14 protein-coding genes and 1 pseudogene are annotated in these 14,785 nt (G+C 73.2%); 11 read left to right on the forward strand and 4 right to left on the reverse strand.

The window, feature by feature from the left end:
* Window positions 1-9 precede the first annotated feature (9 nt).
* Complete coding sequence (locus tag ACIRPT_RS04175) at window positions 10-1,161, reverse strand: aromatic ring-hydroxylating dioxygenase subunit alpha (RefSeq protein ID WP_403821941.1); 1,152 nt, start codon at window positions 1,159-1,161, stop codon at window positions 10-12.
* 347 nt (window positions 1,162-1,508) lie between these two features.
* On the opposite strand from ACIRPT_RS04175, the gene ACIRPT_RS04180 reads away from it, so the two are divergent.
* From ACIRPT_RS04180 to ACIRPT_RS04215, 8 genes are all read left to right on the forward strand, one after another.
* On the forward strand, window positions 1,509-1,916 hold the full coding sequence (locus tag ACIRPT_RS04180) for a hypothetical protein (protein ID WP_403507786.1): 408 nt from the start codon (window positions 1,509-1,511) through the stop codon (window positions 1,914-1,916).
* Window positions 1,913-3,199 carry an NADH-ubiquinone oxidoreductase-F iron-sulfur binding region domain-containing protein gene (locus ACIRPT_RS04185; RefSeq protein ID WP_403821944.1) on the forward strand — a complete coding sequence of 429 codons (1,287 nt, stop codon included), beginning with the start codon at window positions 1,913-1,915 and terminating at the stop codon, window positions 3,197-3,199. The genes ACIRPT_RS04180 and ACIRPT_RS04185 overlap by 4 nt, the downstream gene beginning before the upstream one ends.
* Before the next feature lie 12 nt (window positions 3,200-3,211).
* Complete coding sequence (locus tag ACIRPT_RS04190) at window positions 3,212-3,403, forward strand: ferredoxin (protein ID WP_403507782.1); 192 nt, start codon at window positions 3,212-3,214, stop codon at window positions 3,401-3,403.
* A 2-nt stretch (window positions 3,404-3,405) separates the two neighbouring features.
* Complete coding sequence (locus ACIRPT_RS04195) at window positions 3,406-5,496, forward strand: acetate--CoA ligase family protein (protein WP_403821947.1); 2,091 nt, start codon at window positions 3,406-3,408, stop codon at window positions 5,494-5,496.
* A 55-nt stretch (window positions 5,497-5,551) separates the two neighbouring features.
* Window positions 5,552-6,724, forward strand: a complete 1,173-nt coding sequence (locus ACIRPT_RS04200) for an acyl-CoA dehydrogenase family protein (protein WP_403821950.1) — start codon at window positions 5,552-5,554, stop codon at window positions 6,722-6,724.
* Window positions 6,725-6,772: 48 nt separating this feature from the next.
* Window positions 6,773-7,945, forward strand: a complete 1,173-nt coding sequence (locus ACIRPT_RS04205; protein ID WP_403821953.1) for an acyl-CoA dehydrogenase family protein — start codon at window positions 6,773-6,775, stop codon at window positions 7,943-7,945.
* A 103-nt stretch (window positions 7,946-8,048) separates the two neighbouring features.
* On the forward strand, window positions 8,049-8,915 hold the full coding sequence (locus tag ACIRPT_RS04210) for a 3-hydroxybutyryl-CoA dehydrogenase (RefSeq protein WP_403821956.1): 867 nt from the start codon (window positions 8,049-8,051) through the stop codon (window positions 8,913-8,915).
* Window positions 8,916-9,060: 145 nt separating this feature from the next.
* Window positions 9,061-9,672: a TetR/AcrR family transcriptional regulator gene (locus tag ACIRPT_RS04215; RefSeq protein ID WP_403507772.1), complete on the forward strand. Its 612-nt coding sequence runs from the start codon at window positions 9,061-9,063 to the stop codon at window positions 9,670-9,672.
* A gap of 44 nt (window positions 9,673-9,716) precedes the next feature.
* Here ACIRPT_RS04215 and ACIRPT_RS04220 read toward each other — a convergent pair whose 3' ends face one another.
* Window positions 9,717-10,439 (reverse strand): hypothetical protein, encoded by a 723-nt coding sequence (locus tag ACIRPT_RS04220; RefSeq protein WP_403821960.1) that lies wholly within the window; start codon window positions 10,437-10,439, stop codon window positions 9,717-9,719.
* Between the two features lie 105 nt (window positions 10,440-10,544).
* On the opposite strand from ACIRPT_RS04220, the gene ACIRPT_RS04225 reads away from it, so the two are divergent.
* Complete coding sequence (locus ACIRPT_RS04225; protein ID WP_403821963.1) at window positions 10,545-11,180, forward strand: TetR/AcrR family transcriptional regulator; 636 nt, start codon at window positions 10,545-10,547, stop codon at window positions 11,178-11,180.
* 68 nt (window positions 11,181-11,248) lie between these two features.
* Here the strand turns inward: ACIRPT_RS04225 and ACIRPT_RS04230 are convergent, their stop codons facing one another.
* Entirely contained in the window at window positions 11,249-11,776 is a 528-nt protein-coding gene (locus ACIRPT_RS04230) for a hypothetical protein (protein WP_403821966.1), read from the reverse strand.
* Between the two features lie 162 nt (window positions 11,777-11,938).
* A complete protein-coding gene (locus tag ACIRPT_RS04235) occupies window positions 11,939-13,315 on the reverse strand; it encodes a helix-turn-helix domain-containing protein (protein WP_403821969.1) in 1,377 nt (458 codons plus the stop codon).
* A 197-nt stretch (window positions 13,316-13,512) separates the two neighbouring features.
* Between ACIRPT_RS04235 and ACIRPT_RS04240 the strand changes: the two genes are divergently transcribed.
* Together ACIRPT_RS04240 and ACIRPT_RS04245 are read left to right on the forward strand one after the other, a co-directional pair.
* Window positions 13,513-14,211, forward strand: coding sequence for a DUF4232 domain-containing protein (locus tag ACIRPT_RS04240; protein WP_403821972.1), 699 nt, complete (start codon window positions 13,513-13,515; stop codon window positions 14,209-14,211).
* Window positions 14,212-14,515: 304 nt separating this feature from the next.
* Window positions 14,516-14,776: pseudogene (locus tag ACIRPT_RS04245) on the forward strand (flavin reductase family protein); the annotation flags it as partial.
* Between the last annotated feature and the right edge of the window lie 9 nt (window positions 14,777-14,785).

The raw sequence follows: 14,785 nt of genomic DNA on the forward strand, positions 1-14,785 counted from the left end.
TGGCGTGGGTCAGCTCATCGCGTCACCGAGGTCGGTGCGTACCCGGTCGGCGAACCAGCCGACCGCGGCCTCCCGGCGGGACAAGGGGCCCGGCTCGAAGCCCGGCGTGCCCAGGCCCTTTTGGACCCGGGCCACCAATTCGGCGTCTTCGTCATTCGTGATCCAGCCGATGTGGATGTTGAGCCGGCGGGCGAGCCGGGTGCGCGGACCGGCCCCGCGGCGCGTGTAGAAGGCACCGGGGACGGCCACCCGGTCGACGGCCGTCGGGATGGCGGTCCAGGCAAGCACATGGTCGGGGTAGAAGTCGATGAGTGTGTTGGGGTAGATCACCGCGTACCGCCAGACCCGCCGGTCGGCCTCGGCCAGGCCGGGCATGGGGGAGGCCAGGCGCTGGTAGAGCCGCTCGGCCCAGTTGGCGGACGGTTTGTCGCGCAGCGGCGAGGCGAACAGCGCGTAGGAGGCGTCGATCTCGCAGGTGTAGCCCTGGTAGTCGAGCAGCCGCATCAGCCCGGGATGGGCGACCGGTACGTGATAGCCCTCCAGGTAGTTGTCGACCGCGACCTTCCAGTTGGCCTCCTGCACCTCGGCGCCGGCCAGGTCGTGGATGCGGCTGCGGCCCACCGGGACCAGGTCGGCGTCCGCGTAGTGGCCGACGGCCTCGGCCAGCCCGGCGCACTGCTCGGCGAGGGGCACGGCGTCCGGATCGAGATTGGCGAAGACGAAACCGAGGAACGACTCGATCCGGACCGGGAAGAGGCCGAGAGCCGGTTTGTCCAGGCAGGGGATCTGCCGCGCTTCGGGCGCGCCGACCAGGCGCCCGTCGAGTTTGTACGTCCAGCCGTGGTACGGGCAGCGGATGGCCTTGCCGCCCGGTTCGGGGGCGGAGACCAGGCGGGTGCCGCGGTGCCGGCACACATTGAGGTGGCCGGCCAGGGAACCGTCCTCGGTGCGCACGACCAGCACCTCACGGTCGGCGACGGTGGCGGCGAGCCGGGCGCCGGGGGCCGGGAGGTCGGACTCGTGGCATACGAGCTGCCAGGACCGGGCGAAGATGCTCCGTGTCTCGGCGGTGGCGACGGCCGGATCGGTGTAGTGGCGGGCGGACAGTGCGTGTCCGGGGGAGTCCTGCTGCGGGGGTTCCGTCGTGGCTTCGGGGTGCATCGGATAGCTCCTCTGTGCCGCACGGGCGTAGGGGGGCGGAGGCGGCGGGGCGCGCGCTGGGCGCCAGGTGCCGGCGGATACCGGATCCCGTGCTGACTAATTAGTCAGTCAGAGTGGTGGTGGGGTTCGGTGAAGTCAAGACTTGTGTCCTGACTAATTGATTAGTTAGTTTAGTGCAGACGCCGCTCCGGTGCCTCGCAGCACGGACCGAAGCGAGCGGGCGCCCCGCGCCCCGATCCTTCCGCCGCACCCCACAACGGCACCTCACCCCGGCACCGAGCCCCCGCCGTCACCCGGCGCCCGGGCCCGCACCGTGCCGGCACCCCACCCTCTCCCCGGAGGCACGCATGAGCGGTCGTCGGAGCCTGGTCTGGCTCGGGCTCACCCCCGAGCCGGAACGGGAACTGCCCACCACCGTCGCCGCGCTGCGCGCCGCCGCGCACACGGCGGACGTACCCGCACAGGCGACGCGGGCCGAACGCAGCCGCGTCGAGCGCCTGGTGCTGCACGGCACCCAGCGCGGCTGGCTGCGCTACCTCGCCGAGGTGACGCGCCTGGTCACGGAGGTCGCCGACGGCTCCCGCCCCGGCGACCGGCACGCCGCGCTCCTCGCGGCCGAAGTCGTGCTCGACCACCACCGCATGCTGATCGGCCTCCCCGGCCCCGGCTACGGCCGGACGACGGCCGACCGCACAGCCCTGGAAGGCGCGGTGCGCACCCTGCGCGCCGCCGCACCGGACGGAGACCGAGGATGACCCGGACCCACTCCCTGACCCGGCCGGGAACCCCCACCGTGCTCGGCCCGGCACCGGGAACGACCGAGGACGCCGGGACGTACACGGCCACCGGCGGCTACGGCACGGCGACCGGGGCGGCCGAACTCCTGGAACTGATCGCCACCGCCGGGCTGCGCGGCCGCGGCGGCGCCGGCTACCCCACCGCGGCGAAACTGCGTGCCGTCCGCGACGCCGGCCACCAGGCCGGCGCCCGCCCTGTCGTCGTCGCCAACGGCGAGGAAGGCGAGCCCGGCTCGGTCAAGGACCGCTGGCTGCTGCGGGCCCGCCCGCACCTGGTCCTGGACGGACTGGCGCGCGCCGCGCAGATCACCGGCGCGGACCGCGGCTACGTCTACCTCTCCGACCCCACGGCCGGCGACCGCGTCCGCCGCGCGCTCGCCGAACGGGCACCGGGGCTGCCCGTGGAGGTCGTCGAAACCCCGCACACCTATGTCGCCGGAGAGGAAACCGCCGTGGTCCGGCGGATCAACGGCGGTCCGGCCCTCCCCACCGCCAAGCCGCCCCGGCCCCACGAACGGGGCGTCGGCGACGCACCGACCCTCGTCGCCAACGTTGAGACGCTGGCCCGCATCGCGCTCATCGCCGCCCGGCCGGACCAGCGGCACCGAACGGCCCGCACCACCCTGGTCACGCTCGCCGGCGGCGCCGCCGAACCGCTGCTCGCCGAGGTCCCCTACGGACAGACCCTGCGCAGCCTCGCCGCGGCGCAGGGCGACGCCGAGCCGTCCGGTGCCCTGATGGGCGGGCTGTTCGGCGGGCTGATCGGCCCCGGCCGCCTCGGCCTCGCCCTGGACCCCGACGCCCTCGCGGCGGCGGGCACCGCACTGGGCTGCGGCGCGCTCCGCTTCCTCGCCCCGGACGAGTGCCCGGTGGCCCTCGCCTCCGCGGCCCTCACCCATCTCGCCGCCGAAAGCGCCCGCCAGTGCGGCGTCTGCGTCGCGGGCACCGGAGCCATCCGCGAAGCCGTCGGCGCGCTGACCACCGGCACCGCCGCCCCCGACCTCGCCGACCGGCTGAACCGCTGGTCCACCTCGCTGCCCGGCCGCGGCGCCTGCGGCCTGCTCGACGCCGCGGCGGGCACCGCGGGCAGCCTGCTGCGCGCCTTCCCGCACCTCGTCCGCTCCCACCTCGACGCCCCCTGCCCCGCCTGCGCGGCGTCGGCCGGCGGGCTCACCGTCGCCGTCCCCCTCGTTGCCGGCCCCGCCGTGCCGCACCAGCGAACCGCTCCCCGCTCCCGCTGAAAGGAAGCGTCCGTGAAACTCCAGCTCGACTCCACCCGCTGCCAGGGCTACGGCCTGTGCCACGAACCCGCACCGGAGCTCATCGACCTCGACGAATGGGGCTACGCCTCCGTCGTCACCGAGCCCGCACCCGGCCCCGCCGAGGACGCCGCCCGCGACGCCGTCGCAGCCTGCCCCAACTCCGCGCTCCGACTGGCGAGGTGACCATGGAACGTGATCTGTCGGCCCTGTTCGACCCCAAGTCGGTCGCGGTGGTCGGAGCCAGCGACGACCCGGCGAAGTACGGGCACGCGGTCGCCGCCCAGGCGCTGCGGGCACCCGGCCGCCGCCCGGTCCATCTCGTCAACCGCCGCGGCGGCACGGTCCTGGGGCGCACCGCCGCCACCTCGCTCGCCGCCATCGGGGAACCCGTCGACCTGGTGGTGATCTCCGTACCCGGCCCCGGGTTCGAGGCGGCCGTCGACGACGCACTGGCCTGCGGGGCCCGCGCCCTCGTCGGCATCACCGCCGGCTTCGCCGAGACCGGCCCCGCCGGCCTCGCCCGCCAGCAGGCCGTCGCCGCCCGGGTCCGCGCCGCCGGCGCCGTCCTCGTCGGCCCCAACTGCCTCGGCATCGCCGACAACACCACCGAGCTCTACCTCGCCTCGGACCGCTTCGCGCCGGGTGACATCACCCTCCTCAGCCAGAGCGGCAATCTCGCACTCGAACTCCAACTCCGCTGCGCGCCCCACGGCCTGGGCTTCGCACGCTTCGTCTCCCTCGGCAACCAGGCCGATGTCACCCTGGTCGACCTCGTCGAGGACGCCGCCCGGCACGACGCCACCCGGGCCATCGCCGTATACGCCGAGGACTTCGGTGACGGCCGCGCCTTCGCCGAGGCCGCCGCCGCTGCCGGCAAGCCCGTGGTGCTGCTCACCGCCGGACGGGGCACCGCCTCCGCCCGCAGCGCGCAGTCCCACACCGGCGCCCTGACCACCTCCGCCGACGTCGTGACCGCCGCCTGCCGCGACGCCGGGGTCGAACTGGTCGGCACCCCACGGGAGATGGCCGTCGTCCTCGCCGCGCTGAACGGCCGTCGGCGCGCCGCCGGCCGCCGCACCGCCGTCTGCACCGACGGCGGCGGCCACGGAGCCATCGCCGCCGACGCCGCCGAGACCGCGGGGCTGGCCGTCCCCGAACTCACCGCGGACGCCCAGCGGCAGCTCCGCACGCAGCTGTGGGAGCAGTCCGCGGTCGGCAACCCGGTCGACCTGGCCGGAATGGGGGAGCAGGACCCGCACTCCTACGGCGACACCGTCAACGCCCTGCTCGCGCTCGACGAGATCGACTCCGTCCTGCTCACGGGGTACTTCGGCGGCTACTCGGCGGCCACCGGCGGCCTGGGCGGCGGCCCGGCGGCCGAGACCGGCACCGCGGGCGGCGGCGGCGCGCTGGCCGCGGGCGAGCAGGAGACCGCGCGCCGGATGGCGGACCGGGCGACGACCACGGCCAAACCCCTCGTGGTGCAGTCGATGTTCCCGGACTCGCCCAGCTGCCGGACGCTGGCCGCGGCCGGCGTCCCGGTCTTCGCCGCCACCGAGGACGCAGCCCGCGCACTGAAGGCGCTGACCGCCCCCGGGCCCGGCGGCGCTCCCGGCGTGCGCCCGCTGCCCCCGCCGGAACCGCCGCTGCGCGCATCCGGCTACCACGGCGTACGCACGCTGCTCGGCGCCGCCGGAGTGCCGTTCCCCGAGGCGCGGGAGATCACCGACGAGGCCGGACTGCTCGCCGCCGCCGACGCGTTCCCCGGCCCGTACGTGCTCAAGGCGCTCCACCTCCTGCACAAGTCCGACGCCGGCGGGGTCGCCTTGGGGCTGCCGGACCGCAGCTCCCTCCTGGCCGCCTTCCGGGACATGCACGCCCGGCTCGGCGCCGCCTCCTACTCGGTCGAGGCGATGGCCGACCTCTCGGACGGCGTCGAGCTGATCGTCGGCGTCAACCGCGATCCCCGGTTCGGCCCGGTCGCCATGGTCGGCCTCGGCGGCGTGCTCACCGAGGCGCTGCACGACGTCGCGTTCGCGCTGGCGCCCGTCCCGGCGGCCCGCGCCGAACGGCTGCTGGCCGGGCTGCGGACCGCCCCGCTCCTCCGGGGCGTGCGCGGCAGGCCCGCCGTCGATGTGGCCGCCGCGGCCGCCGTCATCGAACGCATCACCACGCTCGCCGCGGCCCACCCCGAGATCGCCGAGCTCGAGGTCAATCCGCTGCTCGTCCGCCCCGACGGCGCCCTCGCCCTCGACGCCCGCGCCGTACTGGCCTGACCCCGCCCCCGCATCCCCTGACCCGCCCACGCACGCCCGCCGCTCCGGAGGAGACATGGACTTCCGCTACACCCCCCGACAGGCCGATCTCAAGGCCCGCGCCGCCGCGTACACCGAGCTGCTGTATCCGTACGAGAACCAGTCCGAGGAGGCCGGCGGACCGCTGCCCGCCGAAACCGTCCGCGAACTGACCCGGGCCGCGATCGACGCCGGCGTCTACGCCATCAACATGCCGGAGAAGTGGGGCGGGCCGGGACTGTCCCTCCTCGACCAGGTCATCGTCGAGGAGGAATTCGGCAAGGTCACCAACTGCCTGTGGGACATCCCCTGGCGGCCGGCCAACGTCCTGGCGTACGGCACCGAGGCCCAGCGGGAGAAGTATCTGCTCCCCGTCATCCGCGGCGAGCGCTTCGACGCCTTCGCGGTGACCGAGCCCGGCGCCGGATCGGACCCGGGATCGGGTACCAGCACCGCCACCCGCACCGACGGCGGCTGGCTGCTCAACGGCGAGAAGTGGTTCGTGACCTGCGGCGACATCGCCGACTTCCTGCTGGTGCAGGCGGACGCGGGCCCCGAGCGGGCCGCCACCCTCTTCTTCGTCGACAAGCAGGCACCGGGTGTGGAGATGACCCGGGTGCCCCGTTTCATGCACTCCGCCGTGAACGGGCACCCGGAGTTCACCTTCACCGATGTCTTCGTCCCCGACGACGACGTCCTCGGCGGCGTCGGCAACGGCTACGAGCTGACCAAGGAATGGTTCACCGACGAGCGGCTGATGATCGCCGCCCGTACGACGGGCGCCGCGGAACGGGCCCTGCAACTGGCGCGCGACTGGGCGGTGGAGCGCCGGCAGTTCGGTTCGCCGATCGCGGACTTCCAGCTGGTGCAGGGGATGCTCGCGGACTGCGCGGTCGACATCGCGGTCAACCGCGCCTACACCCACCAGGTCGCCTGGGAGGCCGATCAGCCCGGCACCGACCGCAAGACGCTGCACGCGAAGGCCTCCACGGCGAAGCTCGCGGCGAGCGAGGCGGCGGGGCGGGTGATCGACCGCTGCGTCCAGATCTTCGGCGGCCGGGGCTATGACCGTTCGTACCCCGTCGAGCGGCTCTACCGCGAGTTGCGGGTGGACCGGATCTGGGAGGGCACCTCCGAGATCCAGCGCCTGATCATCGCCAACGAGCTCATCAAGCGCGGCACCCGCGCCCTCAACCTCCCCCAGCCCTGAACCGCCGCCCGATCCCGGCCCGGCCCACCACGACCTCCGAGGACTGACATGGACTTCCGTCTCACCCCGCGCCAGGCGGACCTCAAGCGCACCGCCCGCGAGCTCACCGAGACCCTCACCGCCTACGAAACCGACTGCGAGGAGAACAACGGCCTCACGCCCCAGGACCACGCGGCGATCCGCGACGCCGTCCTCGCCAGCGGCCTGCAGGCCGTCAACATGCCGGAGGAGTGGGGCGGCGCAGGCCTCACCATCCTGGAACAGGCCATCGTCCAGGAGGAGTTGGGCCAGCTCACGGGCGCGCTGTGGGACACCGTATGGCGTCCCGCCAACGCCCTGCGCTTCTGCACGCCCGAACAGCGCGCGCGCTTCCTGGAGCCGGTCATCCGCGGCGAGCGCCGCGACTGCTACGCGGTGACCGAGCCCGGCGCCGGGTCCGACCCGCAGAACCTCGCCACCACCGCGACGCGCACCGACGGCGGCTGGACGCTCAACGGCGAGAAGTGGTTCGTCACCGTCGGCGACCACGCGGACTTCATGATCGTCCTGGCCGCGGCCGGCCCGGACCGCGAACCGACGCTGTTCCTCGTCGACAAGGACACCCCCGGCATCGAGATGACCCGGGTGCCGCGCTTCATGCACACCTTCGTCTACGAGCACCCCGAGTTCACCTTCACCGACGTCCGGGTTCCCGAGGACGCCGTGCTCGGCGGCATCGGCAAGGGCTACGACATCACCCGCTCCTGGTTCACCGAGGAGCGGCTGATGATCGCGGCCCGTACGACGGGCGCCGCGGAGCGGGCCCTGCGGCTGGCCCGGGACTGGGCGGTGGAGCGCCGGCAGTTCGGTTCGCCGATCGCGGACTTCCAGCTGGTGCAGGGGATGCTCGCGGACTGCGCGGTCGACATCGCGGTCAACCGCGCCTACGCCCACCAGGTCGCCTGGGAGGTGGACGAGGGCTCCGCCGACCGCAAGACGCTGCACGCGAAGGCCGCCATCGCCAAGCTCGCGGCGAGCGAGGCGGCGGGGCGGGTGATCGACCGCTGCGTCCAGATCTTCGGCGGCCGGGGCTATGACCGTTCGTACCCCGTCGAGCGGCTCTACCGCGAACTGCGGGTGGACCGGATCTGGGAGGGCACCTCCGAGATCCAGCGCCTGATCATCGCCGGCGAACTGATCAAGCGCGGCACGGGCGTACTGCAGCTGCCCACCGCCCCCTGACGGCTCCGGCGTGCCCCGGCCCCCCGGGGCACGCCGGACCGTCCCGCGGCACCCGCCGCACGCTCTACCGCCAGGCCGTCAGCACACTTTCCGAGGAGGACCGTTGTCCGAGAATCCTGTTGAACGGATCGGGGTCGTGGGCTGCGGCCTGATGGGATCCGGAATCGCCGAGGTGTGCGCCCGCGCGGGCCGCGAGGTGCTCGTCGTCGAGACCGGCCCGCGCGCGGCGGACGCCGGACGGGACCGGATCGCCCGCTCGCTCGAACGCGCCGCCACGGCCGGCAAGCTCTCCGCCGGGCAACGGGACGCCGCGCTCGCCAGGGTCACCGTCACCACCGACCAGGATGCGCTGGCCGACCGCGATCTGGTCGTCGAGGCCGTCGCCGAGGACGAGGCCGCGAAGCTGGCCGTCTTCGCGCGGCTGGACGCGACGGTACGGCGTCCGGACGCGATCCTGGCCACCAACACCTCGTCCCTGCCGGTCATCCGCCTGGCCGGCGCGACAAGGCGCCCGCAGCAGGTCATCGGCCTGCACTTCTTCAACCCCGTTCCGGTGCTGCCCCTCGTCGAGCTGGTGCCCTCCCTGCTGACCGGCCAGGACACCGTCAGCCGGACGCGGGCCTTCGCCGCCGACGTCCTGGGCAAGCAGGTCGTACAGGCCGCGGACCGGGCCGGCTTCGTCGTCAATGCGCTGCTCGTCCCCTACCTGCTGGACGCGGTGCGGATGGTGGAGTCCGGCGTGGCGCCGGCGGCCGACATCGACCGGGGGATGCGCCTGGGCTGCGCCCATCCGCTGGGCCCGCTCGCGCTGGCCGACCTGATCGGCCTCGACACGACGCGGGCCATCGCCGAGCAGCTCTACGCGGAGTTCCGCGAGCCGCGCTACGCGCCTCCGCCGCTGCTGGCCCGGATGGTCGACGCCGGACTGCTCGGCCGCAAGTCGGGCCGCGGCTTCCACCACTACCGATGACTGACCTGCCACGACGGGCTGAGCGTGCCACGACGACCGGTGGAGGCGATGCGCGAGAACGTCCGCGGAAGACGATGCGGGAAGATGGAAGGAGACGGGCCCCAGGAGCCCGCCGAACACCGACACCGACCCGGGGAGCACTCACGTGGCCAAGGCTGAACGCACTCTCGAAACGCGGGAACGGATCCTCTCCGCCGCGTGCGAAGTGATCGCCGAGGTCGGCTTCGAGAAGATCCGCATGCGCATGGTCGCGGAACACGCCGGAGTGTCCACGGCCCTGCTGCACTACCACTTCGAGAACCGCGAGCGGCTCTTCGCCGAGGCGATGACCCATTCCTTCGCCCAGACCGGCACGGAGCTCGAACGCGATGCGGACACCGTGCCCGCCTCCGTGGTCCTCGCCCGCATCCTGCACAACATGCTCCCCACGGACCCGGAACTGCGACAGGACTGGCGCCTGTGGCAGGAGCTGTGGGTCAGGGCCCTGCGCGACGAGTCCGCCCAGCACCTCGCCGTCGACCTCTACGACCAGCTGCACGCATGGATCAGCCAGGCCATCCGCCGGGGCATCGACTCCGGCGAGTTCACCGACTGCGATGTCGAGGAAACCAGCACGCTGCTGCTGGCGCTGAGCGACGGCTTCGGTATCCGGCTGATGCTGGACGACCCGCGGATCGACCTCCCCGCCGCCCAGGCCGCCATCTGGCGCGCCGTCGCGGGCACGCTCGGCGTACCGGCCGCGTTCCCCGCCATCTGAGCCCGGCGTCCGAGCCCGGTGCCCGAGCCCCCCACCCGAGCCCTTCATTCCCCGGGCGGGCCCGCCTGCCGGAACGTCCGCCAGTACTGACGTCGCTTCTCGTCCCGCACGACGACGCCGAGGCGGGCCAGTTCGTCGCGGAGCTCTCGTACGTCGTCGTCGGACGGCCCTTTCTTCTCCAGGGCACCTTGGCGGGCCTTGAGGAAGGCGTTTGCGGCTTCCGGCAGTTCGGGAGCGTCCGGGACCCAGCGGCGGAACTCGCCCTGGTGCGGATCGGCGTCCGCCCACGTATAGCCGTGCCCGGTGAAGGCGTCGGCGGCGCGGCCGGCATCCAGGTCGCACTCCTCCCGCGTGAGCTCCCCGCCGTCGTGGCCGAGCAGGACGAGCTGCTTGCCGTCCCGGCACACCGTGGCGATGGCCTCGTGCGGGAACTCCCGGTCCCGGCCCTTGCGGCGGAGCACCACACGCTCGTCCGTCAGGCGAACGACCAACTCCTCGTGCTGCGCGACGAGTCCGAGCACCAGCCCCGCCACCGCACCCGCAGCGGGCAGCCACCAAGGTCCTGGGATCGACGCGAGGAGCCGGGCGGGCCCCTGCAGAGGCGCCCAGGGCAGCGTCACGAGCCAGTCGGCCAGGAGGCCGGCGAGCTGGCCGACACCCGTTCCCACCAGCACGAACACGACGTAGACGCACGCGGTGCCCCACGCCGAACGACCGAGCACGGTGGGCGGATCCACCTGCGGTTCCTGTCCAAGCCTCTTGCTCATGTCCATGTTTCCCCCTTCGTTTCCACCCTGGCCGGCATCATAAACCGAGCGCTCGATCTACTATTAGGGGAAGCGAAGAGAAGAGCCGACCAGAAGGAGCCCGCGATGAGAACGGTCGACCCGGCCAAGCGCCGAGCGCGGCGCCGGCACATCATCAACGCCGCAACCGAGCTCTTCGCCACCAAGGGCTTCGAGCGCACCACCACGGCCGAAATCTGTAAGGCCGCCGGCATGAGCGCGGGCAACCTGTTCCACTACTTCCCCAACAAGCGCGCGATCTTTCACGCCGTCTTCGAGGACGACGAGCACGACGGCGCCGGCAAGTCCGAGCGCCTCGCCGCCGCGCGTGCCGCCGACGACCCGTGGACCGCCCTTCTCGACACCGTCGACCTTCTCGCGGCCCCCGCTACGCAGCCACTGGTCCCCGCCCTCGTCATGGAGGCGATGATCCAGGCCCACCGCGACCACGAGCTCGAAGCGCTGCTGAGCCGCGACAACGACGAGGAGCGGTCCACCGTCACCGCCCTGCTGCGGAGCGCGGCCGCGAGCGGCCGGATCGACCCCGCCCTGGACCCGGACGACACCGCGGCCTGGGTCATGGCACTCATCGCCGCTCTCTACACCAGCGCCGCCACCGATCCGTCGTTCAGCCCGGCCGGTCAACTGCCCATGCTGCGCCTGATCCTCCACCGTTTCCTACGACCCGACGCCGCCGCGGTACCGGAGCGGCCAAGGCCGTAGGCGGGATGCCCGGAGCGAAGCGAGGGCGTACGCCATGGAGCGGTGGCCGAGCGCACGCGCACCCGGAACTAGCCCACCCACTCCCGCAACAACCCCTCCCGCTCCGCCCGCCGGGGCGACCCGCCTTCCCACCCGCGGCCCCACTGCGACATCGCCGCCAGCGTCGTCGCCATCGTCGCGGCGCCCTCCGTGAGGCGGGACAGGAGGGCGCGGGAGAGGTCGACCTCCGCCTGGGAGTAGCCGACGGCCGCGGCGACGTAGGCCGCCAACTCGTGGTCACCGTCGGGTGATTCCACGCGCACCGTCATCAACGGCGGGGCATCGCCCACCCGGCCCGGGCCCGCCGACAGAGCCAGTTCCAGCACCGTGCCCACAGCCAGGTCCTTGACCGCGCCGACCTGCCGCTTCAGGGATTTCACGGGGACGTCCGCCACCGTCAGGGCATGCACGTCCTCCCACAGATGAAAGCCGGACTGCCCGTCACCGAGGGACACCACGCCCTCGGGGGTCAGGCGCACCCCGGGAGCCAGACCGGACGGCTTCGCGCCCACGTACACGTCGCCCTCGGCGATCCAGAACAGGCCCACCATGGCCATGGGGTGCTCTCATCTCCCGACGACGGCCCCGCCGTCGTGTCACACATCAAACGATCAGGTCGTTCTCCGCAACGCGCGAAGGGGCCGGGGAGTTCCCGTCTGCCGGCCCCACGCACGGCCACGACCGCTCGGCGCGGTGCCCGTTCTGCGGCGCGTTCGTGGCTAGTTCTCCCGCTTGATCCACTCGCTGCCGCCCAACGGGTAGTCGTAGCCGGGGCGGCCGGCGTCGCCGCTGGTGCGGAAGGGGGTGCCGTTGCTGTCGATGCGCACGGTGCCGTGGCGGTCGCCGCTGGACCAGTCCAGGGCGAGCTCCCAGCGGACGTCGTGCGCCTTGGTGTGGGCGGTGACGTAGAAGACCTCAGGGTCGGATTCGCTGATCTTGTACGGGAAGTCGCGCTGGCCGTTCTTGACGCCGACGGTGGGGCTGCCGTTGTCGAGGTCGATGTCGAACGACTTGGTCTCGACGCGGCCGCCGCAGCCGACACCCATCGCGTAGTCGTTCCAGGCGACCGGGGCGCCCTTCGCGATCACGCGTACGTGCAGCGCCTCCAGGACGACGGTGTCCTTCCCGGTGCCCTGCACGGTGAGGGCGACGCGCTGTTCCCCCGAGGAGACCGCGCCGTACGCGGCCGCCCAGCGGGGGGCATCCTGCTCGGGGGCGGGCGGGCCGACCTGCGCGGGCTCGCTGTCGACGAGGAAGTGCTGGCTGCACGGGGTGTCGTAGATGTAGGGGCGGGTGGCGACGTTGACCGGTACGCCGCGTGACTGCTCGGCGGCGCCCCCGCTGTTGGGGGCGGCGGACTCCGACGCCGAGGCGGAGGGTTTGCCGGACTTCGCGCTCCGGGACGGGGAAGGAGAAGCCGATGAGGATGGCCGCTTGTCGGTCGCTCGGCCGGTGCCGGCGTCGGTACCGGTGCCGGTGGCCACGGCGGCCTTCCGGCCACCGCCGTCGCCCCCGGAGGACGGCAGGTTCACGGCGAGCACGACGGCTCCCAGAACGGCGGCCGCGGCGACCGAGGCGATGAGCGCGGTGCGGCGCCGACGGGGCCGACCGGGAGCGGGCGGTTCCGCGCCGCCGACAACCGGTGCAGCACTTCCGACGGGCTCGCGGCCTTCAGCGCCCACGGGCGCCTGCTCCATCCCACCCGCCACCTCGGGCAGCCCCTCACCCGAACCGGCGGTGTCCTTCGCCGCCTTGGGCTTCCCCGACCCGGCGCCGCGCACCACCCCGTCCGGCCCCGGCCCCGGCCCCTTACGTCCCCGCGCCGCATCGGCCAGAATCCACCGCCGGTGCAGCTCGATCAGTTCCCCGGGGGTGGCCCGGCACACCCGGGCGAGCCGCTCGACCGGCGCGTAGTCGGCCGGCACCGCGCTGCCGTTGCAGTAACGGTGCAGCGTCGACGTGCTCATGTGCAGCCGCTTGGCCAGCGCCCCGTAGCTCAGCCCCGAGCGTTCCTTGAGCCCCCGCAGCAACTCCGCGAACGCGTCCGCATCCCCGGCGGTCCCCGTCGCTCCCGTGGCCCCTGTCGCCCCTGACACCGTTGTTCCCCTTCCCCTGCGGCCCGGCGCGTCCCATTCCCGCGTTCCAGGCCGCTTACATTTCCCCTGGTCAAAGCCCGTTTTCGCGTTCCGGCGTCCCCAACTGCCCGGCATGCGTGGCGGCTGGGACGGATCACCACACAAGCTTCGGTCATCCAAGCACCACAGCCACCGCACCACCGAAAGGGCTCAGCCACATGTCCAGCCTCCGCAACTCCCGCACTCGCCTCCTGACCGCCGCCGCGGCCGGCGCGCTCGCCGCCCTCACCCTGACGGCGTGCAACGACGCCTCGGGCGTCCGCGACGAGGGCTCGTCCGCGAACGCCGCCGCCACCGCGTCGCCCGGCTCCGGCTCCTCCTCCCACAACGGCCCGAATCCCGCGCCCGCCGGTTCGAAGCCGGCCGCGAACGCGCCCGCGGCGAAGACCTCCGCGGCGTCCGGGAACGGGAAGAACGGCAGCCGCGGCAAGGCCGTCACATGCCAGGGCTCCAACACCAAGACGGTCGCGGCCCCCCTGAACCGCCCCGTGAACCACATGCTGCTCACGGTCACCAACACCGGCGGCAGCACCTGCTATCTCTACGGCTACCCGGCCGTCCGCTTCGGCGAGGCCCAGTCCGTGCCGCCGGCCATCGAGGACTCCCACCCGCAGGCCGTCGTCACCCTCAAGCCGGGCGAGTCCGGCTACGCCTCCGTGACCCTGTCCGCGGCCGACGGCAGCGGCGCCCACGGCCGTACGGAGAAGTCCCTGGCCGTCTACTTCCAGGGCCCCTCCGGCAACGAGAGCGTCGGCACGGCTGCCCACCCCGCACTGCCCGCCAAGGGCGTCCACATCGACGACTCCCTCAAGGTCACGTACTGGCAGCAGTCGATGGACGACGCCATCAGCTGGTGACACCGGCGCCGGCACGGCGTTCACCTCGCCTGCCCGGGAGTTCGCCGTGCCGCCGGCTCCCGCCGCCGCGCAATCCGGACGTATCGCTTGGCCGGTAACGCGGCAGCACCCTGCGACGCAGTACTGCATACGGGTGGCCGTGACCGTCCCCCCGTATGCGATCTCGGCCAGGGTGCCTCCTGTGGGGGGTGGTCACCCTGGCCGTGATCGCTCTTCCTGCCGTAGAGGCGCTGCGTACGTCGGATTGCGACTCCGATGAGCCACCGGCCCGAAGGGCTGCGCGCCGTTCTGGAACCGCTGCACCCTCCTCTACGGCAACCGCGATCCCGGATCCACCATCTTCCGCGAGGAACTCGACCACCTCGCCGCCACCCACGGCGACCGGCTCCGCCTCGTCCACGTCCTCAGCCGCTCCGAAGCCGCCGCCCCCGAACTCCGCGGCCGCCGGACCGAGGACCGCATCCGCCAACTGGCCGCCGCCCACGGCCTCGACGGCATCGACGAGGCGTACCTGCACCTCCCCCACTCCTGCCGCGAAGGCATCTGCGGCACCTGCCGCGCCAAGACCACCTGC

Source organism: Streptomyces sp. NPDC101227, assembly GCF_044767545.1.
In the GTDB taxonomy this organism is placed as follows: Bacteria; Actinomycetota; Actinomycetes; order Streptomycetales; family Streptomycetaceae; genus Streptomyces.